20 protein-coding genes are annotated in these 18453 nt (G+C 68.5%); 10 read left to right on the top strand and 10 right to left on the bottom strand.

All coding sequences use genetic code 11. From position 1 onward, the window contains the following. Positions 1–48 precede the first annotated feature (48 nt). Entirely contained in the window at positions 49–951 is a 903-nt protein-coding gene (locus IEY36_RS19395; RefSeq protein WP_188969825.1) for a cupin domain-containing protein, read from the top strand. A 28-nt stretch (positions 952–979) separates the two neighbouring features. Here the strand turns inward: IEY36_RS19395 and IEY36_RS19390 are convergent, their stop codons facing one another. The 5 genes from IEY36_RS19390 to IEY36_RS19370 all read right to left on the bottom strand — a co-directional run bounded on the left by IEY36_RS19390 (position 980) and on the right by IEY36_RS19370 (position 5546). Then, on the bottom strand, positions 980–1936 hold the full coding sequence (locus IEY36_RS19390) for a tripartite tricarboxylate transporter substrate binding protein (protein ID WP_188969823.1): 957 nt from the start codon (positions 1934–1936) through the stop codon (positions 980–982). A 23-nt stretch (positions 1937–1959) separates the two neighbouring features. Then, the gene (locus tag IEY36_RS19385) at positions 1960–2784 is read right to left on the bottom strand and encodes an amidohydrolase family protein (RefSeq protein WP_188969821.1); all 825 of its coding nucleotides are present in this window, start codon (positions 2782–2784) and stop codon (positions 1960–1962) included. 8 nt (positions 2785–2792) lie between these two features. Beyond that, a complete protein-coding gene (locus tag IEY36_RS19380; RefSeq protein WP_188969819.1) occupies positions 2793–3638 on the bottom strand; it encodes an amidohydrolase family protein in 846 nt (281 codons plus the stop codon). 94 nt (positions 3639–3732) lie between these two features. Further along, a complete protein-coding gene (locus tag IEY36_RS19375; protein WP_268238164.1) occupies positions 3733–4533 on the bottom strand; it encodes an IclR family transcriptional regulator domain-containing protein in 801 nt (266 codons plus the stop codon). Next, entirely contained in the window at positions 4530–5546 is a 1017-nt protein-coding gene (locus tag IEY36_RS19370; protein WP_188969815.1) for an NAD(P)H-quinone oxidoreductase, read from the bottom strand. The genes IEY36_RS19375 and IEY36_RS19370 overlap by 4 nt, the downstream gene beginning before the upstream one ends. Positions 5547–5718: 172 nt before the next feature. Between IEY36_RS19370 and IEY36_RS19365 the strand changes: the two genes are divergently transcribed. The 5 genes from IEY36_RS19365 to IEY36_RS19345 are packed head-to-tail and all read left to right on the top strand — an operon-like array spanning position 5719 to position 9994. Beyond that, the gene (locus tag IEY36_RS19365; RefSeq protein ID WP_188969813.1) at positions 5719–6720 is read left to right on the top strand and encodes a Bug family tripartite tricarboxylate transporter substrate binding protein; all 1002 of its coding nucleotides are present in this window, start codon (positions 5719–5721) and stop codon (positions 6718–6720) included. Beyond that, positions 6717–7538 carry an amidohydrolase family protein gene (locus IEY36_RS19360; protein WP_188969811.1) on the top strand — a complete coding sequence of 274 codons (822 nt, stop codon included), beginning with the start codon at positions 6717–6719 and terminating at the stop codon, positions 7536–7538. Before IEY36_RS19365 ends, IEY36_RS19360 begins: the two co-directional genes overlap by 4 nt. Before the next feature lie 31 nt (positions 7539–7569). After that, the gene (locus IEY36_RS19355; RefSeq protein ID WP_188969809.1) at positions 7570–8553 is read left to right on the top strand and encodes a Bug family tripartite tricarboxylate transporter substrate binding protein; all 984 of its coding nucleotides are present in this window, start codon (positions 7570–7572) and stop codon (positions 8551–8553) included. Positions 8554–8578: 25 nt separating this feature from the next. After that, the gene (locus IEY36_RS19350) at positions 8579–9538 is read left to right on the top strand and encodes an NAD(P)-dependent oxidoreductase (protein ID WP_188969807.1); all 960 of its coding nucleotides are present in this window, start codon (positions 8579–8581) and stop codon (positions 9536–9538) included. A gap of 18 nt (positions 9539–9556) precedes the next feature. After that, the gene (locus tag IEY36_RS19345) at positions 9557–9994 is read left to right on the top strand and encodes a nuclear transport factor 2 family protein (RefSeq protein WP_188969805.1); all 438 of its coding nucleotides are present in this window, start codon (positions 9557–9559) and stop codon (positions 9992–9994) included. 21 nt (positions 9995–10015) lie between these two features. Here IEY36_RS19345 and IEY36_RS19340 read toward each other — a convergent pair whose 3' ends face one another. Further along, positions 10016–10789 carry an SDR family NAD(P)-dependent oxidoreductase gene (locus IEY36_RS19340; protein ID WP_188969803.1) on the bottom strand — a complete coding sequence of 258 codons (774 nt, stop codon included), beginning with the start codon at positions 10787–10789 and terminating at the stop codon, positions 10016–10018. A 170-nt stretch (positions 10790–10959) separates the two neighbouring features. Here IEY36_RS19340 and IEY36_RS19335 point away from each other — a divergent pair, with 170 nt between their 5' ends. Beyond that, positions 10960–12042 carry a mandelate racemase/muconate lactonizing enzyme family protein gene (locus tag IEY36_RS19335; protein WP_188969801.1) on the top strand — a complete coding sequence of 361 codons (1083 nt, stop codon included), beginning with the start codon at positions 10960–10962 and terminating at the stop codon, positions 12040–12042. 11 nt (positions 12043–12053) lie between these two features. Here the strand turns inward: IEY36_RS19335 and IEY36_RS19330 are convergent, their stop codons facing one another. After that, positions 12054–13007 carry a Bug family tripartite tricarboxylate transporter substrate binding protein gene (locus tag IEY36_RS19330; protein WP_188969799.1) on the bottom strand — a complete coding sequence of 318 codons (954 nt, stop codon included), beginning with the start codon at positions 13005–13007 and terminating at the stop codon, positions 12054–12056. 340 nt (positions 13008–13347) lie between these two features. Between IEY36_RS19330 and IEY36_RS19325 the strand changes: the two genes are divergently transcribed. After that, a complete protein-coding gene (locus IEY36_RS19325) occupies positions 13348–14280 on the top strand; it encodes a Bug family tripartite tricarboxylate transporter substrate binding protein (protein ID WP_188969797.1) in 933 nt (310 codons plus the stop codon). Then, a complete protein-coding gene (locus IEY36_RS19320) occupies positions 14277–15650 on the top strand; it encodes an MmgE/PrpD family protein (RefSeq protein WP_188969795.1) in 1374 nt (457 codons plus the stop codon). Before IEY36_RS19325 ends, IEY36_RS19320 begins: the two co-directional genes overlap by 4 nt. Before the next feature lie 255 nt (positions 15651–15905). Here the strand turns inward: IEY36_RS19320 and IEY36_RS19315 are convergent, their stop codons facing one another. From IEY36_RS19315 to IEY36_RS19305, 3 genes are all read right to left on the bottom strand, one after another. Then, the gene (locus IEY36_RS19315; RefSeq protein WP_188969794.1) at positions 15906–16085 is read right to left on the bottom strand and encodes a hypothetical protein; all 180 of its coding nucleotides are present in this window, start codon (positions 16083–16085) and stop codon (positions 15906–15908) included. 256 nt (positions 16086–16341) lie between these two features. Further along, positions 16342–16545 (bottom strand): hypothetical protein, encoded by a 204-nt coding sequence (locus IEY36_RS19310; protein WP_188969792.1) that lies wholly within the window; start codon positions 16543–16545, stop codon positions 16342–16344. Positions 16546–16909: 364 nt separating this feature from the next. Beyond that, the gene (locus IEY36_RS19305) at positions 16910–17842 is read right to left on the bottom strand and encodes a carbon-nitrogen hydrolase family protein (protein WP_188969790.1); all 933 of its coding nucleotides are present in this window, start codon (positions 17840–17842) and stop codon (positions 16910–16912) included. Positions 17843–18083: 241 nt separating this feature from the next. Between IEY36_RS19305 and IEY36_RS19300 the strand changes: the two genes are divergently transcribed. After that, the gene (locus IEY36_RS19300) at positions 18084–18293 is read left to right on the top strand and encodes a hypothetical protein (RefSeq protein WP_188969788.1); all 210 of its coding nucleotides are present in this window, start codon (positions 18084–18086) and stop codon (positions 18291–18293) included. Positions 18294–18453: the final 160 nt, after the last annotated feature.

Below are 18453 nucleotides of genomic sequence, written 5' to 3'. Positions count from 1 at the left end.
CTGAACTGCGATACAAACCGACAGCCAACCCTGCCCAGGAGACGTCCCATGGCCTATGATGCGTCCGATCCCCGCGCGGCCTTGGCCCCCGCCGCCGCGCCCGCGGCCGCGGCCGGCCCCTTCACGGCGGCGCATTACGCCAAGTTCTACGAGACACCGCCACAGGAAGAGGCCGACGGCCTCCGCACCTGGTATGTGCGTGGCCGCAACTTCATCGTCGCCTATTCGGAGGTGCCGGCCGGCGCGACGCTCACGTGCAGCGGACAGCCCGACGAATATGTGCTGCTGCTGCCCGACCACGGCATCGCTGCGGAAGTCACCGCGGGGGCCGAGACCAAGACCATCGACGGCTACTCGGTCACCTTCATCCCGCCGGGCGACAGCCGCATCACCATCACCGCACCGGGCCGCATCGTGAGGTTGTTCACGCCGCGCTCCGAGGATCTTGCCGCCCAGTGCAGCAACGCGGCAGACTTCATCGAGCCGGATCCGCGCATCCCGCCGCTGCAGGACTGGCCCACCCCGCCGGACGGCTTCCGCATTCGCAGCTACACGCTGGACGTGCCGAAGGAGCCAGGCCGCTTCGGCAAGATCTGGCGCTGCACTACCTTCATGGTGAACTACCTCGAACCCGCGGCCGGGCCGCGCGACCTGACCAAGCTGTCGCCGCATCACCATGACGATTTCGAGCAGTGCTCGCTGGTACTCAACGGCGCTTATACCCACCACATCCGCTGGCCCTGGACCACCAACAGCACGCATTGGCAGGATGACGAGCACGAATACTGCAAGGCGCCGTCCGTCACCGTGATCCCGCCGCCCTCGCTCCACACCTCGCGCGCCGAGGAAGCGGGCCAGATGGTCGACATCTTCTGCCCGCCGCGGGTGGATTTCTCGATGAAGCCGGGCTGGGTGCTGAACGACGCCGACTACCCGATGCCCAAGGGCTGAGAGAGGCCTGCGCTGGCGCATCGTCGCGTCAGCGCAGGTTGAGTTCGCCGAGCAACCGCGCCGTCGCGGCGTCTTCCTGCGCGATGAAGCTCTGAAACCGAGGGCGGTCGAGCAGTTCGACATCGTTGTAGGCGCGATGCATTGCCTCGATGAAGGCCGGATCCGCACCGCCTTCCAGGATCAGGCTGGCCCAGCGGTCCAGCACAGCGGCGTCGGTGCCCTTCGGTGCGAAAAAGCCGAAGCGGGTGACCAGCTCCACATCAAGGCCCGCCTCGCGCAGCGTCGGCAGGTCGGGCAGCACGGCGCTGCGTTGCGCGCCGGTCTGCACCAGCGGCAGCACGCCGCGTTCGACCAGCGGCATGATCGCGCTCGGCGCGCCCATCACCAGGTCGATGTCGCCCGCCAGCAGCGCCACGACCGCCGTCGAAACACCGGAATAGGGCACGTGCAACAGCGTGACGCCGGCCGCCCGGCAGAGCGATTCCATCACCAGATGCGGCGTGCTGCCGACGCCCGGCGTGCCGTAGCTGAGGCCTTCGGGCCGCGCCTTGGCCTCGCGCAGGAAGCCGGCAAGATCCGTGAAGCGCGCACCGCGCCGGCCCGCGAGCACATAGGGGATGGCGATCAGGTTCGCGATCGGCGCGAAATCGGCGATCGAAAGGGGCAGGTGCTGCAGCCGCGGCACCGCCGTCAGCGCGCCGGTGCCGGCGAAGAGCAGCGTGTAGCCGTCCGGCGCCGCGGTCTTAACCCGAGTGGCGCCGACCGCGCCGCCGGCGCCGGTGACGGAATCGATCACCATGGGCTGGCCCAGCGCCTGGCTGATCCGGTTCTGCAGCGGGCGGATGAACTGGTCGGCGCCGCCCGCCGCATAGGGGACGATCACGCGGATGGCGCGGTCCGGATAGCCCCGCTGCGCGTGGGCGCCGCGCGCCCCCAGCGCCAGGGCAGCGCCAGCCGCCATTGCGCCGCGTCGCGTCATGCTCATGGCCATCTCCGTCCCCTTCACGGTCACGCACTCATGCGAAACAGCCGCGCCGGCGTGGTCCACAGCACCTTCTCGCGATCCGCCGCATCGGGAACCACGCGGTGCAGCGCCGCCAGCAGCGGGCCGAAATCGACGCGCTCGCGCGCGCGCAGGAAGGGCCAATCGGATCCCCAGATGCAGCGATCGATGCCGAAGGCCTCGATCAGCGCGGCGATATAGGGGTCGGTGTCGGCATAGGGCGATCCGGTCCTGCTGAAGCGGAACACGCCCGAGAGCTTGATTACCGCATCCGTGCTGCGGCCGAGCTCCAGCAGCGCTTGGAATCCCTTCTGGCCGAGGCCGGCCTCGAGCTCCGGCCGGCCGCTGTGGTCGATGATGACGGGCAGCCCCGCGCCGCGCAGCACGGGCAGCGCCGCGATGATCGACTCGCCGTGATGGTAGTGGATCTGCGCGAACCAGCCGACCTCGCGCGCGCGCGCCAGGGCGCGCTCGCCGGCCAGGCCCAGCAGTGGCGGGCTGGTCGGGAAATCGAGGTTGAAGCGGATGCCGACGATACCGCCCTCCACCATGCGGCGGATCTCGGCCTCGGGCGTCGCGTCCGGCAGCAGCGCCACACCCTTGAGCCGCCCGCCTGCCTCGGCGATCGCCTCCAGCATGTAGCTGTTGTTGGCGCCATAGCCGCCGAGCGGATTGATCAGCACGCCATGGGTGAAGCCATGGCAGGACAGCATGTGCAGGAACTGCCGCGCGGTGCCGAGCTCATTGGGCTGGATGTCGAAGCCGCGATCGCCGCCCCAGCCCTGACGCGTGAGATCGAAAGCGTGCGCATGGGAATCGACTGCGGGCATGGCGTGCCTCATCGGAAGCCGTAGAGCGCGGCGGGGTTGTCGACGAGCAGACGCTGCCGGTCCTCGGGCGTCGGCGCGAATTCCGGGATCAGGTTCAGCATCTCCATCTCATCCACTGGCGTAGCGAGATTCGGATGCGGAAAATCCGTGCCCCACAGCACGCGATCGGGTGCGGCGTGTTGCAGGGCGCGCGCGAAGGGCAGGGCCTCGGTGAAAGGGGAGCGCGCCATGCGCTCGGCGCCGCTCAGCTTCACCCAGATCCGGGGGTCCTCCAGCAGTGCGAGCAGCGTCCGGAAGGCCGGCCCCTCGACGCCAAGCGCGGGATCGACCCGGCCCATATGGTCGATCACCACGGGCATGTCGGCGCCACGGATGAAGGCCTCCATCTCGCGCACGCCATCGCCCTGCAGATGCAGCACCAGATGCCAGCCCAGCGGCCGCACGCGGTCGGCGGCGCGGCGCACCAGCGCCATGTCCGGCCCGCCGCCCAGCGCCTTGATGAAGTTGAAGCGGATGCCGCGCACGCCGGCCTCATGCATGTCCCGCAGATCGGCATCGGGCGTCGCATCGTCGATCATCGCGATACCGCGATAGCGTACCGGGTCCGAGCGCAGCGCATCGACCATGGCGCGGTTGTCCGTGCCGTGGCAGCTCGCCTGCACGATCACCGCGCGGCCGAGGCCGAGACGGCGGTGCAGGGCGGCCAGAGCCTCCTTGGGCTTGTCCTCGGGCGTATAGGTGCGGGTGGCCGCATACGGAAAGCGGTCGGCCGGGCCGAAGACGTGGCAATGCGCGTCGCAAGCCAGGGGGGGCACAGGATAGCGGGGCTTGGTGTCCCGGCCGTCGGACGGCATGGCGTTTCCTCGGATGTTGGCGGAACGCTAGAGCGCCCCCGGCGTGGCGCAGAAGGGCGAACTGCCCGCATTCCGCATCCTGGAATGGGCCGCGTCAGGCCGGCTCGGTGGCCTCCGGCGTGCCGCGCTGCAGCCGCTTCATCGACGCGGTGATCTCAAGGCTCGCCTGCCGCAGCGCCGGGACCAGATCCTCCAGCAAGGCGCGCTGCGAGACGGCCGAGCGGAAGAAGCTCATGCCGATGGTGCCGGCGACCGTCGTGTCCAGCATGATCGGCACGGCGACGGTGTTGGACGAACGCGGCTCCACCTTGGGGTCGCGCAGCGCATAGCCCTGGCGCCGGCTGGTGGCGATCACCGTCCGCACCACGCGTTCGAGGTTGGGCGGGCGATCCTCGGGGTCGCTCGACGCTTCGAGCATGCGCAGCAGGATGCGCAGCTCCTCCTCCGGGCACCAGGCGAGATAGGCGCGGCCGAGCGCGCGCGTCACCAGGCTGTGCCGCACGCCGATCGTCGCGTGGAAGGGCGACATGGTGCTGCTGGCCGCCGTGCTGGCGCTGATCGCGATGCGTGCGCCATCCAGAACGGCAATCGCCGCCGGCCAGCGCAGCCGGCGCGTCAGGTCCGCGACCCAGGGCCGGCCCGCCTGCGCCACCAGCGGCCCGCCATGGAAGCCCGAACTGAGCGCCTGGACGTCCGAGGTGACGCGATACCCGATGCCCCGTTCCCCCTTCGCCACCAGCCCCGCGGTCATCAGCGTGCCGAGCAGGCGCATGATGGTCGGCTTGGGCAGCAGGGTGACGCGGTGGAGCTGGTCCACCGTTGTGTGCTGCTGCCGGTTCAGCTCCCGCAGGATCGACAGCGCGCGAAGGACGGACTGGACGGGCGGGTCGTTCAGCGAGCGGGCTCCGGGACGGTCATCGCGTCGTCGGAGACCGTCAGCACCAGCTTGCCGATCTGCGCATTGGCGTCCAGCACCGCCTGCGCCGCGGCCGCCTCCTCCAGGCGATGCACGCCACAGATATGGGTGCGGATGCGGCCATCCTCCAGCAACGGCCAGACCTGGTCGACCAATTCCCGCGCGATGCGGCCCTTATAGGCCGGCGGGCGCGAGCGCAGCGTGGACCCCGTCAGCGTCAGCCGGCGGATGTAGATCTCCCGCGTGCTGATCTCGGCCATGGGGGCGCGGTGGCTGGCGATCAGCACGAGCCGGCCGTCCATCGCCAGCAGCGCCATCTCGAGCGGCGTGTAGTCGCCCCCCTGCCCATCCAGGATCACATCCACGCCGCGGCCGCCCGTCAGCGCCCGCACCTGGTCGGGCCAATCGGACTGCCGGTAGTCGACCGTGTGCTGCGCGCCGTAGTCGAGACAGACCGCGCGCTTGTCGGCGGAACTGCTGGTGGCGATGACGGTCGCACGCCGGAGCTGCCGCGCCATCTGCATCGCCGCCATGCCGACGCCGCTGGTGCCACCCTGGACCAGCAGCGTCTCGCCCTCGGCGATGCGGCCCAGCCAGAAGACGTTGTTCCAGGCGGTGAAGAACACCTCGGGCAGCGTCGCAGCCTGGACGAAGCTGAAACCGCGCGGGAGGGGCATGCATTGCGGCGCCGGCACCACGCAGTATTCGGCATAGCCACCGCCCGAGACCAGGGCGCAGACCGCATCGCCCGGGCGCGGCCAGCCGACGTCCGGTGCGACCGCATCGACCACGCCCGCGATGTCGAGCCCGGGGATGTCCGTGACCCCCGGGGGCGGCGGGTAGAGCCCCTTGCGCTGCTGCACATCCGGCCGGTTCACGCCGGCGGCGGCGACACGCACCAGAACCTCGCCAGGCCCGCAGGCAGGCACCGGCCGGTCGGCCAGCGCCAGCACCTCCGGGCCGCCCTTGCCCCTGATCTCGATTGCCCGCATCGGCTCATCTCCCCAATCCGTGCGTCCCCTATCACGCCCCCCGCACGGGACGCGGGCGCTCTGGGCTATCATTCCGCATGCCGGAATACGGGCACGGCATCGTGGATGGTCCCGGCTTGCCTGCATAGGCTGCGGCGCAACGGCACGGGCTCACGCGCCGCGGAGGAACACCATGCCGCCAGGCCTCGACCGGGATGCCCGCCGCCGCCCCATCGGACTGCCACGCAGGGCGCTGCTGACCACCGCCGCCATCGCCATGGCACGGCCATCCTTGGCGCAGGGGGCCTGGCCCAGCCGGCCGACGCGCATCATCGTCCCCTTCGCGCCCGGCGGCACCACGGACATCCCCGCCCGCATCATCGCCGAATACCTGCAGCGGAAGCTCGGCAAGCCCTTCGTGGTGGAGAACCGCTCCGGCGGCGGCGGCGCGGTGGGCATCCGCGCGGCGGTGCAGTCGGCCGACGGGCATACGTTGCTGCACACCACCTCGGCGGTCGCCGTGGTGCCGGCGCTGCAGCGCGACCCGGGTTTCGATCCGCTGACCGATCTGGCGCCGATCACCATGACGGCCGCCTCGCCCATCCTGCTCGTGGTGCGCGAGGATTCGCCGTTCCGCGACTTCCCCGGCTACCTCGCCAAGGCGCGGGCGGAACCGGGCAAGGTCAGCTTCAGCTCCTCGGGCATCGGCACCACGGTGCATCTGTCTGCCGAGGTGCTGCGCGCGCGCGGCCATGTCGACCTGCTGCATGTCCCCTATCGCGGCTCGGCTCCGTCCGCCACCGCGGTGCTGGCCGGCGAGGTCGATTCCGGCTTCCTGAGCCCGATCGAGGTGTTGCCGCATATCCGCGCCGGCCGGATGCGCGCGCTGGCGAATTGCGCGCTCACGCGCACGCTGCTGCCCGATGTGCCGACCATCGCTGAATTCGTCCCGGCGTATGACGGCGTGCGGCTGTGGTTCGCGCTGTTCGGCGGGCGCGACCTGCCGCCGGCGGCGGCGGCGCTACTGATGCGCGAGCTCGCGCCGCTGCGCAACGGTTCGGTGCTGACCGAACGCATGGCCGAGGTCGGCGCCGAGACCCTGCTCGATGGGCCGGATCCGCTGGTGGCGCGCATGCGGGCCGAAGTGCCGCTCTGGAAAAGCATCGTCGAAGCCGCAGGAATCCCACGCGAATGACCGAGACCGCCGCGCCCACCGACACGCCGCTCGTGGACACGCATTTCCACCTCTACACGACGGACATGCCGCTCACCTCCTGGGCCTGGCACCACCCGCCCGAAGACGCCTCGGCCGAGACCTTCATCGGCATCATGGACCGTCACGGCATCGGCTTTGGCGTCATCGCGGCGGCAAGCCTGCATGGGCAGTACAACGATTATGTCATCCGCGCCCTCCGGCGGAATCCGCGACTTCGGGGCACCGCCTATGTGCGGCCGGAGACAGACATGTACACGCTGGAGCGGATGAAGGCCGACGGCATCGTCGGCATCCGCCTGTTCTTCCGGCGCGTGCCGGATCCGCCGGATCTGAATTCCTATGAGTATCGGCTTCTGCTGCGTCGCGTTCGGGACCTCGACTGGCATGTGCATACGCTGGTGAGCGGCGAGGCGCTGCCCGACGTCATCAAGGCCGTCGAAGATGCCGGCGTGAAGTTGGTCATCGACCATTTCGGCAAGCCGGACGAGCGGCTCGGCGTGAATTGCCCGGGCTTCAAGGCGCTGCTCGCAGCGGTGGAGCGCGGGCGCACCTGGGTGAAGATGTCTGCCGGCTTCCGCGCGCCGTCGCGCGAGGCTGCGCGCAGCTATGCGCAGGCGCTGCTGCGCGTGTCGGGCGGGGAGCGGCTGATGTGGGGCAGCGACTGGCCCTTCGCCGCCTTCGAGGACAAGGCGACCTATGCCCAGGCCGTGGCGGACCTGCACGACTGGGTACCGGATGCGGCGACACGTCGGCTGATCGGCGGCGACACGCCGATGCGGCTGTATTTCGGCGCCTGACCTATCGCAACGAACTGGGGAGGAGCAGACCATGTCCAGCATCACACGGCGGCAGATCGGCGGGCTCGCGCTTGGCGCGGGGATCGCGGCGGCATCGCGTGGGGCCTCGGCGCAGAGCTGGCCTTCGCGGCCGGTCACCATCATCGTGCCCTGGCCGGCGGGTGGTTCGACGGATGTGCTGGCGCGTTCGGTCGCCAATTACTTCGCCGAGAAGTTCGGCCAGTCCTTCGTGATCGACAACCGGTCGGGTGCCAATGGCAATATCGGCACGGCGGCGGTGGCCCGGTCGGCGCCGGACGGCTACACACTGTTGATCACGACCAACGGCCCGATCACCAACAACACGCTGCTGTTCAAGTCGATGCCATACAATCCGGCGACGGATCTGACGCCGATCGCAGCGCTCGCCGAACTGCCGATCGTGCTCGCCGCGCGCAGCCAAATGCCCTACAGCACCGTGCAGGAACTGATTGCCTATGCGAAGGCGAATCCCGACAAGGTGAATTGCGGCACGCCACCGCTCGGCTCGGCGGCCCATCTCGCGGTGGAACTGCTGATGTTCCGCACCGGGATCCGCCTGAATCTCGTTCCCTATCGCGGCTCTGCGCCGCTGACCAACGATCTGCTGGCAGGCGCGGTGGATATGGGCATCGATCTCGTCACCACCTACCTGCCCCATATCGAGAACGGCACGCTGAAGGCGCTAGGCGTGACCTCGGCCGCGCCGATCCCGCAACTGCCGCGGACGCCGCCAGTACAGGCCCAAGGTGTCGCGGACTTCCAGGCCACCGGCTGGATCTCCCTGCTCGGACCGGCGCATATGCCGGAGGCCATGATCGGCGAGCTGAACGCGGCGGCCAACCGCTATCTCGCGCTCGATGCAACCAAGGCGCTCTTGCCGCCGCTCGGCCTCACGCCGCTCGGCGGCACGCCCAACGACCTGACCCGCCGCATGGCGGCCGAGATCGCCCTGTGGCGGCCGATCATCCAGGCCGCCGGCATTTCGATCGATTGAGCGGCCGAAGCGGAGACTCGCCATCGTGTTCCATCGCCCAGGCGTGACCAACGGCGCCATCGGCAGCGTGCCCTATATGCGCGAGCTGATCCAAGCCGCGTATCCGGAGGCGAAGTTCAACGAGGATATCCGCCACCGGATGACGGAAGACGAGATCATCGCCTTCCTGGCCGATTGCGACTGCGCGATCATGGGCGGCGATGTGGTGAACGACCGCGTGCTGGAGGCACTGCCGCATATTCGCACCATCGGCATCTTCGGCGTCGGCCTGAACACGGTTGATCTCACCGCCTGCCAGCGCCATGGCGTGCGGCTGGGCTTCACGCCGGGCGTGAACCGGCTGGCTGTGGCGGAGCTTGCCCTGTGCTTCATGATCGCGGGGCTGCGCTGGGTCACGCCGCTTAGCCTGGCGATGCGCAACGGCGAGCGGCCGCGCACCCGCGTCGGCCGCAGCCTGACCGGGCGCACGGTCGGCCTGCATGGCTGCGGCCATATCGGCAAGGAGGTGGTGCGCCTCCTCAAGCCCTTCGGCTGTACCGTCATCACCCACGACATCCGAGACTATCCGGCGTTCTACGCCGCGAACGGCGTCACCCCGGTCGGCTTCGACGAATTGCTGGAACGGTCCGAGGTGCTGTCGCTGCACATCCCGCGCGGCCGCGCGACCGAGAACCTCTACGACGCAGCGACGCTCGCACGCCTGCGGCCGGATTGCGTCCTGGTCAACACTTGCCGCGGCGGCATCGTCAACGAGGAGGCGTTGCTCGAGCGGCTCGAGAGCGGCGCGCTGGTTGCCGCCTGCATCGACGTCTTCACCCATGAACCGGCGGAGAATGACCGGCTGCTGCGCCAGCCCAACCTGCTGTCCACTCCGCATGCCGGGGCCAGCACGAAGGAGGCGCGCATCGCCATGGTCCAGGCCGCGCTACGCGGCCTGGACGAAGGGACGCTGGTCGAACCCGCACAGTTCTCCGACTACCTGTAAGGCAAGGGACACACCGCAATGGCCATCGACGAGCTGCGCATCCGGCAGGAACTGGAAATGCTGAACATTGCCTTCTGGCGCGATGTCGATTCTGACTGGGGCCGCAACGCCCATGAGTTCTTCACCGAGGACGGCGTCTACACCACCAGCCACAAGGCCCGGAAAGGCCGCGAGGCAATCAGGGGCTTCTACTCCGAGCGTGAGTCGCGCGGCGACCGCGTGGCCCGGCACCTGATTCACAACTTCCATGTCATCGTGCAGGACGAGAATCACGCGACGGCGGAATGGACCATGTGCCTCTATGCCGAGGACGGCACGCCGCCGCTGATGTCGGAACCGCCTATCCTGATCGGCGCCGTGACCGACGAATGCGTGCGTGGCATCGATGGGAAGTGGCGCTATGCCTCCCGCACGACCAAGCCGCTGTTCAAGGGCAGCCGGCCGACCTCGGGCTGAGGACGGCCGGTGCGGCGGAGATCACAGATGGCGGCCGCCATCCACCAGCAGCGTGGTCCCCGTCGTCAGGCGCAGATGCGTGACCGCCGCTGCCACGGCGATGGCCACGTCATCGGCTTGGCAGACTGTCTTCAGCGGCGACAACGCGGCCTGCCTCATCACCGCCTCGCGGCTCCGCCCCGGGACGAAATCCGTATCCACCCCGGCCGGCGAGATGCCGATGATGCGGATCTCGGGGCCCAGCACCCGGGCCAGAGACATTGCCATGGTGTCGAGCCCCGCCTTCGACGCGCAATAGGCGACCGAACTGCCGAGGCCCGTGACCGCGGCGAGCGAGGAGATGTTCACCACCACCGCATCGCCGCTGCGCCGCAGCAGCGGCGCGAAGCTGCGGATGACCGAAAACGGCCCGCGCACATTGGTGATGAGGATGCTGTCGAAGCTCGCATCGTCCATGGCCTCGAGATCGCCATGCGGCACCGCTCGCGTCGTCCCGGCCGAATTCACCAGCACGTCGGCGCGGCCGTAGCGCGACTCCACCTCGGCCGCCGCGGCGCGGATCGCGGCACTGTCGGTGATCGGCATGTGCAGCGGCATGTGGCCGCTGCCTGGCAGCGCCGCGGCCAGGGCCTCGGCCCGGTCGCGCCCGGTGTTGTAGCCGATGACGATCTGCGCCCCGAGCTCCGCGAGGCGCTGCGCCGAAGCGGCGCCGATGCCACTGCTGCCGCCGGTGATCACCGCGACGCGCCCGTCCAGACTGTAGGGCCCGAGATTGCCGTTCTTCAACTCGCTCATGCCGTCTCTCTCCCATTGCCGGCGGCCGTGCCGGTGTCGGATCGCGCCTGCGGCGCCGCATCCATCTTGGGGGGGACCAGGTGGTCGCGCGACGGGCTCGGCCGGACGTTCCGGATGCCGAAATCCACACCGACATCATCGCCTGCCGCAGAATCGAGAGGCCGTAACCGATGACCGAGAATCCGGGCATGCGCATCGCCACCGCGACGCTGCATCCCTGCACGCAGCGGCAGGCCGATGCCAATTGGACCTTCGCCCGCGCCACCGTGCCGGAATTGCAGGGCTGGGTGCTCGCCCTGACCGATGCCGACGGTGTCGTCGGGCTCGGCTATGCCCACGCGGTCCCAGCGATCACAACGCATGGCGCCGGCGCCGAGGCCGCGCTGCACTTCCTGCGGCCGCTGCTGGTGGGGCGCGACGTGGCGGATCTCGCCGCGATCATGGACCTGGTCGAGGCCTCACTGGCCGGCAACCGGTCGGTGAAGGCCGCTATCGACATGGCACTGCACGACCTTGCAGCGCGGCGTGCCGGCGTACCGCTCTCGGCGCTGATGGGCGGGCGCTTCCGTGATCGCATCCCGCAATCGCGCATCCTGCCGATCAAGGCGCCGGAGGCCATGGCCGCTGCGGCGGCGGCACTGGTAGCGAAAGGCTATCGCAGCCTGAAGCTGAAGTTGTCGGGCGACGGCGCGATGGATGCCCAGCGCGTGGCCGAGGTGCGCGCGGCGGTCGGCGGCGGCATCGCGCTGACCCTCGATCCGAACCAATCCTACAGCGCGAAGGGCTTCCTCACGGCCTGGAAGCGGATCGAGCCGTTCGACATCGCGCTGGTGGAACAGCCGGTGCCGGCGGCCGATTGGAAGGGGCTGGCCCTGCTGACCCGCACCTTGCCGGTGCCGGTCGAGGCGGATGAGACCGTGGAGACCGTCGCCGATGTGCTGCGCGTGGTGGAAGGCCGGGTCGCCGATGTGGTGAATCTGAAGCTGACCAAGCTGGGCGGCGTGCGCAACTTCGTCACCGCCGCGCGCATCCTGGAAGCCGGGCAAGTCGCGACGCGCATGGGCGCGGCCTTCGGGCCGGCGCTGCTGCAGGCGGCCTCCGCCCATGCCGCGGCATCGCTGCGGCAGCTTCCCTTCGCCTGCGAGCTGTCGGAACACGACCACATCCTCGACGATCCCTTCACGCCGCTGCCGATCGAGGACGGCATGATCGCGGTGCCGGCGGGGCCGGGCTGCGGCGTCGTCTATGCCTGAGCCGGCCGGGCCTATCGGATGTCGAGCGCCTGGATCAACCGCGCATTGGCAGCGTCCTCCTCGACGAGTGCCGTGGTGAGTTGCTGGCGGTCGAGCAGCATCACCTCGTTGAAGGCGCGCCGCATGGCATCGGCGTAGGCTGGCGCCGCGGCGGCCTGCAGGAAGGCTTCGCCGAGCCGGTCGAGGATCGGCACCGGCGTCTCCTTCGGCGCGAAGAAGGCGAAACGGGTCACCAGGTCGACGTCCAGCCCCGCCTCCTTCAGCGTGACGAGGTCGGGCAGTGCGACGATGCGGGAGGCACCGGTCTGCGCCAGCGGGATGATGCCATGCGATTCGACGGTCGGCATGATGATGCCGGGCGCACCGGAAACGAGATCGATATCGCCGGCGAGCAATGCGGCCATCGCCGGCGCGATGCCCTGGTAGGGCACCTGCAGCAGCTTCACATCGGCGGCGCGCGCCAGCGCCTCCGCGGCCAGGTGCGGCGTGCTGCCGATGCCTGGCGAACCGATGCTGACGCTCTCGGGCTGCGTCCGGGCCTGGGCCAGCATTTGCTCGATCGTTCGGAAGCGGGATCCGCGCCTGGCCGCGATCATGATGGGGATGGCGACCAGGTTGCAGATCGGCGCGAAATCCGCCGCCGTATAGGGCTGGTTTTGCAGGCGCGGCACGACGGTCAGAGCCGCCGTACTGGCGAAGAGCAGGGTGTAGCCGTCGGCGGCGCTGGTGCGGACGCGATTGGCGCCGATGCCGCCCCCGCCGCCGGCGATGGAATCGATCACCACCGGCTGGCCGAGCAACTGGCCGAAATCCTGCTGCAACAGCCGGATGTACTGGTCGGTGCCGCCGGCGGCATAGGGGACGATGACGCGAATGGCGCGCGTGGGGAAGGCCTGCGCCTTGGCGCGACGCGCCGCCAGGGCGGTCGCGCCGGCGAACAGCAGGGGGCGGCGTGTGATCCGCATGGTGTCTCGTCCCTATCGTGTCTGCCGAGGTGGCATCCTGCCCGATGGCAGGTGCCCGGCCGCGTCAGCTCTGCGAGTTTTCCGTATCGTGGAATGACGGGCGGCAAATCGGGCGATGCGCGGTGACGGCTGCTAGAGCAGGTCGCGATCCGCTGACATCGCCGAATCGGGGGAAGCTGCCCGCGGATGGTGAAGATGCGGGGCGGCTGCCGTGGGCCGGAGCGGACTGACATCGCTTCAGCCTTCGGCGTCGCCCAAACGAGCGACATGGGAGGCAATGATGACCGATCACGGGATGAAGCGGGGGGCCGGGTCCCCGGCATGGACACGCCGCCTGCTGTTGAGCGGGATCGCCGCCGGGCTGAGTGCGCCGGCGCATGCGGCCTTCACCGATCGCCCGATCCGCATGATCGTTGCCTATGCCGCCGGCGGCACCGGCGACCTGGTCGGCCGCATGGTGGCGGAATCGCTGTCACAGCGCCTCGGCACGCCGGTGGTGGTGGAAAACCAGGGCGGTGCGGGCGGCGCCATCGCGGCCCGCGTGGTAAGCCGCGCGGCACCTGACGGCACCACCATCCTGCTGGCGGGCAACGCGATCTTTGCGATCCTGCCGCATATCGCGAATGTCGGCTACGACCCCGTCACCGGCTTCACGGCCATCGCCAACATCAGCGAATCGCAGCGGCTGCTCGCGGTGCGGAGCACGTTGCCGGTTACGACGTTGGCGGAGCTGGTCCAGTATGGGAAGCGCAATCCGGGGAAGCTCAACTACGGCTCCTCGGGCGTCGGGTCGACGCTGCATGTGATGACCGAGATGTTCCGCCGGGAAGCCGGCTTCGATGCCACGCACATCCCGTTCCGCGGCTCGGCGCCAGGCGTGCAGGCCATGCTGAGCGGCGACGTCGACTTCATGATCGACACGGTGGTGATCCAGCACGTGCTCCAGGGGCGGCTCCGCGGCTTGGCGGCGGTCGGCGAAAGCCGCCTGCCGCAACTGCCCGATATCCCGACGCTGGCCGAACAGGGCTATCCCAATGTGCGCACCTCGGGCTGGCAGGCGCTGATGGGACCGCCGAACATGCCGCCCGAGATTGTCGCCACCTATGCCAGCGCCGTCGAGGCCATGCTGGGCGATCCCGCCTTCCGCGAGCGTCTCGGACGCGTCGGCGTGGTGCCGAGCTTCCGCTCCCCCGCGCAGCTCGCCGAGGATCTGCGTGAGGACAACCGCCAGTTCGGCGCCATCATCCGCAGCGCCGGGATCACCGGGGAATGACTGGTCTCAGCGCGCGCGCCGCAGCCTGGGTGGCCGGGCTCTCGCTGGACGACGCGCCGGCGACGGTGGTAGAGAGCACCAAGCTGCGTATCCTCGACCTGGTGGGGGTGATGCTGGCGGCGCGGTCGCTCGACCTCGTGGCCGCTGCGAAGCGGGCGGCGCTGGCGGTGGATCTGGGCGCGGGCGCGCGTATCCTCGGCGATGCCGAGGGCGTCTCGCCGATGGCCGCGGCCTTCGTGAACGGCGTGATGACCGCCGTGCTGGAATTCGACGACACCCATATCGAGAGCTTCATCCATCCGACTGCCCCGGTCGTCGCCGTCGCTTTCCCCGAATGCCAGCGGCGCGGTCTGTCCGGCCGCGCGCTGATTGAGGCAGTGCTGGTGGGCAGCGAGCTGACCTGCCGGTTCGGCCTTGTCACGCCGGTGCGGCTGCATACGCTGGGCTTCCATCCGACGGCGGTGTTCGGGGTGTTCGGCGGCGTCTATGGGCTGGCGAAGCTGCGTGGCCATGGCGCTGGGGTGATTGCCGACGCGATCGGCGCGGCGGGCAGCCTGTCGGCCGGGATCAACGCCTCCTTCGAGGATGGCAGCTCGACCAAGATGATGCATGTCGGCATGGCTGCGACCGGCGCGATGCGTGCCCTCGCGCTGGCAGAGGCCGGCATCTCCGGGCCCCGGCCGGTGATCGACGGGCGCTTCGGCTGGTTCCGCAGCCATGTGCAGGGCCGCGACGACCTGCGCTTGGAAGCGCTCTGCGATGGGCTCGGCGAGGTGTGGGAGGTGCTGAACATCGCCTCCAAGGTGCATCCCTGCGCCTTCACCATGATGCCGCATATCGAATGCGCGCTGGTGCTGCGCCAACGGCATGCGATCCGCCCGGAGGACATCGTCGGCGTGACCTGTCGGATCGGCAAGCGGTCCTTCGCGACGATGTGCGAGCCGGTGGCCGACAAGCGCCGTCCGGCCACCACCTGGCATGGTCGCATCAGCCTGCAGCACACAGTGGCCGAGGCGCTGGTCCGCGGAAGGATGGACAAGGATGCCTATGCCGAGGCGAGCTTGCGCGACCCTGCCATCAATGCCATCGCCGATCTCGTCGAGTACGAGGATGATCCCGGCACCACCGCCACTCGATCCGGTGGCATGGTGGCAGTAAGGCTTCGCGATGGCCGGGTGGTGTCGCATCGCATCGACGACATGCGCGGCACGCGTGCCAACCCCATGGCGGAAGCGGACATCCTCGCGAAGTTCCGCGCCAATACGGAGGGTGCCCTGACGCCGACGCAGGCGGAGCGGGCGGCCGAGGGCTTTCTGCGGCTCGACAGGCTGGAGGATGTCGCACCCCTCTTCCATGGCCTGACCCTTTGAGCCCGATGGCGGCCAATCAGGACCATGGGGCATCGGCGGCCGATGAAGGATATCCAATCTTAGGCACTGCTTTGGCAGAGAACGTACTGCGCTGATCGATTTCGGATTACCTGGGCGGGCCTTGTGCAATTCATGTGGGGTCGGCTTCGGGGAAGCCGATCATGGCGCGAGAGGCGACTGGCGCGAGTTGGCAGACCAAGTTTGAGCGGTGGCTGGCCTCGAGCGGCGCCCGCTGCATCGCGGCGGCGGCGGGCATCACGGCGACGGGGGCATGCTGCTCTCTACGTTGGGTGAATTGGTGATGCCGCGAACTTCTTCGGCGACTGCCTGGGTGGAGATGCCCGATGCGACGAGGCCGATCGGGATTGATGCGCCGCTCATCAGCAGCGCGCGTCGCGCCACATCGGCGTCGCATGGGGGGGACTTGCTCGTCATGATGACGCTCCTGCTTCCGTCGAGGAGCATGCGAGGGGGAGCGGTCCGGAGCGAGTTTGGAGGTGTGAGACGTAGTGAAGAAGCGCGAGTACACGACCCGAATCCTCATAGTGGATCGAGATACCATCGCGGATCTCTAGCATAGGCATGCTCCTGTCTCCTGGAGGGCCAGCTCGTTGCCGGATGCCGCGAAGCAACAATGGCGACTTGGCTCACCGCTGTTGAAATGATGTCGCACCCGTAGCAATGGGATTCTTCAGAGATTTCCGGGGGCGAACGCCGTGCCAGAACGTGCACTGGCGCGGCCAAACTCATAGAGTTCCAACATGCGGGGCAGTTCAAAATCGAGCGGGGAGGTTTCCAGTGTCGCAGGCACCGCCGCGAATTTGAACGACGCGTTGTGGCGCCGGGCGAAGAGCTCCGCCAGCCGTAGATGCGCTCGCAGCGTGGCGCGCCCCATCAAGGTCAATGCACGAGTGATAATACTCAGCGTGCCGCCGTGGAGCTGACGTCCAATCGGCCTGGCCTGGTCACTGATATGACGTAAAGGTGCAGAGGCCCCGGCCGCCCAGCGGTATTCCTTGTGGCCAGGGCTTCCGGCAGAAGCACGATCGGCGCGTTGACGGCACCGTCGACGTGCAGCTCAGACCGGCTCGTTCCCTGCAGCAACACAGGTGGGAAGAAACGTGGCACGCTCGCCGAGGCGACGATGATGGATCGAAGAGACGAAGCGAGCGCCCTACGACCGCTGCGCCCGCACCTTCTTCAGCGCCATCACCCTCGCCGCTTCCGTCATCTTCTGGCTCGGTCAATGAGTCCCGAGGCTATTCGAATTGCACGGGGGCCTGCTTCTTCCGGTTCACGGTGAGAGTGAAGACGTCGGGTCTGGCGTAGTGCCCGCTGGCGTCGAACTTTCGTCGTGAGGCTCGCGCCGCCGCCACATCGATCTCGGCAAAAAGCAGGCCCTTCTCTCGGCGCATTGGCCCTGCGATGACGCCACCGAACGGCTTGTAGACGACGGCGTCTCCCGCGTTGATCCACTCGTCCTTGTTCGGAAAAAGCTCGTCGCGATACGGCACGCCATCGGGGATGTCGGAGGCTTTCAGTGCTGTCGCGCATCCGACTACCCAGCAGCCGCCTTCGCGCGCGATGTGCTGCATCGTCGCGAGCCAGGTCTCGCCACTGTCCCAGGTCGGGGCGACGTAGATGTCGATGTTCTGCGCATAGAGCGCATAGCGTGCTAGCGGCATGTAGTTTTCCCAGCAGATCAGTGCCCCGACGCGGCCGACCGCGGTATCCACGACGTTGAGGCCAGAGCCGTCGCCGAAGCCCCAGACCATCCGCTCTGGATTCGTCGGCATCAGCTTGCGGTGGTTGTTCGCAAGTCTGCCGTCCGCATCTATGATCGCACAGCTGTTGAACAACGTGCTGCCGCTGATCGAACCGTCGACTTCCTGGTAGCCCAAGACGATGACCACCCCGTGGTTCTTCGCCGCGTCCAGAAGCGGTCGCAACCCGTCCCGACTCAGGTCAACCGAGTTGGCCTGCGAGAGGGCGTAGAGCTCATCCGTCTTGCCCATCCCCGCCCCGGGCGGCAGCCTCCAGACGAACGTCGGATAGCCGGGAAGCCATGCCTCCGGAAATACCAGCATATCGCAGCCATTCGCTGCCGCCTCTTGCACGAGTTCGACCGCGCGCGCCATCGACCTTTCAAGATCCAGGTAGACCGGCGGTTGCTGGACAACTGCAAGCTTCATGTGATCGTTCCGCCACGCCCCGGGCTGGGACGCGGGCACCGTACCACGCCTGCTGCACTTCCTTCGCACACTGCTTTTCTCGGCAACATCACTCGCGGACCCTTCCGCGGGGCAGGTCACGTTCGCGACCTCGGAACGGTGCTTCAGTCGCTGTTCGTGATGCGAACCGGAGTGGACCCCGACTAGGCTGATGGCGCGTTACCCCCGCAGGGGCGGCCCGATCCATCAGAGGGCAGCCATCATGAATGAGGCGACCGGAATCGCGGACCACTGGGGCACAGGCGATGTTCATGCGCTGATCGTCGCGGCACTGAAGAAGGCCGGAAAGCCGCTTGACGGCCTGACCGTCGAGAATCTCGCGCCGATCGACCACTATCACGCGCGCGGTTTCACGGCGACCGTGGAACTGATACGGCATGACCGTTGCCGAGGGTCACAAACCGATGGCTGAGATGCGTTGGGGCTGACATGTGAGCCAGTTCCAAGCGTCGCAGCAGCGTTGGATGATTTCGTCCTGGGTCTCGTAGATCTGGAACGGCAGGCGGTTGGCTCGCAGGAATTCCCAGACGTTCACGACGGGGTTGAGTTCCGGCGAGACCGGCGGCAGATGC

The sequence above is a fragment of the Neoroseomonas lacus genome, from assembly GCF_014644535.1.
GTDB lineage: Bacteria > Pseudomonadota > Alphaproteobacteria > Acetobacterales > Acetobacteraceae > Neoroseomonas > Neoroseomonas lacus.
Note: the sequence above shows the minus strand (reverse complement) of the source record. Positions and strands in the feature narration are given on the sequence as shown.

What these genes read in the sequence shown, in the direction of transcription:
- IEY36_RS19395 (WP_188969825.1), top strand. Translation starts at nt 49, where the DNA reads ATGGCCTATGATGCGTCCGATCCCCGCGCGGCCTTGGCCCCCGCCGCC.
- IEY36_RS19390 (WP_188969823.1), bottom strand. Translation starts at nt 1,936, where the DNA reads ATGAGCATGACGCGACGCGGCGCAATGGCGGCTGGCGCTGCCCTGGCG.
- IEY36_RS19385 (WP_188969821.1), bottom strand. Translation starts at nt 2,784, where the DNA reads ATGCCCGCAGTCGATTCCCATGCGCACGCTTTCGATCTCACGCGTCAG.
- IEY36_RS19380 (WP_188969819.1), bottom strand. Translation starts at nt 3,638, where the DNA reads ATGCCGTCCGACGGCCGGGACACCAAGCCCCGCTATCCTGTGCCCCCC.
- IEY36_RS19370 (WP_188969815.1), bottom strand. Translation starts at nt 5,546, where the DNA reads ATGCGGGCAATCGAGATCAGGGGCAAGGGCGGCCCGGAGGTGCTGGCG.
- IEY36_RS19365 (WP_188969813.1), top strand. Translation starts at nt 5,719, where the DNA reads ATGCCGCCAGGCCTCGACCGGGATGCCCGCCGCCGCCCCATCGGACTG.
- IEY36_RS19360 (WP_188969811.1), top strand. Translation starts at nt 6,717, where the DNA reads ATGACCGAGACCGCCGCGCCCACCGACACGCCGCTCGTGGACACGCAT.
- IEY36_RS19355 (WP_188969809.1), top strand. Translation starts at nt 7,570, where the DNA reads ATGTCCAGCATCACACGGCGGCAGATCGGCGGGCTCGCGCTTGGCGCG.
- IEY36_RS19345 (WP_188969805.1), top strand. Translation starts at nt 9,557, where the DNA reads ATGGCCATCGACGAGCTGCGCATCCGGCAGGAACTGGAAATGCTGAAC.
- IEY36_RS19340 (WP_188969803.1), bottom strand. Translation starts at nt 10,789, where the DNA reads ATGAGCGAGTTGAAGAACGGCAATCTCGGGCCCTACAGTCTGGACGGG.
- IEY36_RS19335 (WP_188969801.1), top strand. Translation starts at nt 10,960, where the DNA reads ATGACCGAGAATCCGGGCATGCGCATCGCCACCGCGACGCTGCATCCC.
- IEY36_RS19330 (WP_188969799.1), bottom strand. Translation starts at nt 13,007, where the DNA reads ATGCGGATCACACGCCGCCCCCTGCTGTTCGCCGGCGCGACCGCCCTG.
- IEY36_RS19320 (WP_188969795.1), top strand. Translation starts at nt 14,277, where the DNA reads ATGACTGGTCTCAGCGCGCGCGCCGCAGCCTGGGTGGCCGGGCTCTCG.
- IEY36_RS19315 (WP_188969794.1), bottom strand. Translation starts at nt 16,085, where the DNA reads ATGACGAGCAAGTCCCCCCCATGCGACGCCGATGTGGCGCGACGCGCG.
- IEY36_RS19310 (WP_188969792.1), bottom strand. Translation starts at nt 16,545, where the DNA reads ATGGGGCGCGCCACGCTGCGAGCGCATCTACGGCTGGCGGAGCTCTTC.
- IEY36_RS19305 (WP_188969790.1), bottom strand. Translation starts at nt 17,842, where the DNA reads ATGAAGCTTGCAGTTGTCCAGCAACCGCCGGTCTACCTGGATCTTGAA.
- IEY36_RS19300 (WP_188969788.1), top strand. Translation starts at nt 18,084, where the DNA reads ATGAATGAGGCGACCGGAATCGCGGACCACTGGGGCACAGGCGATGTT.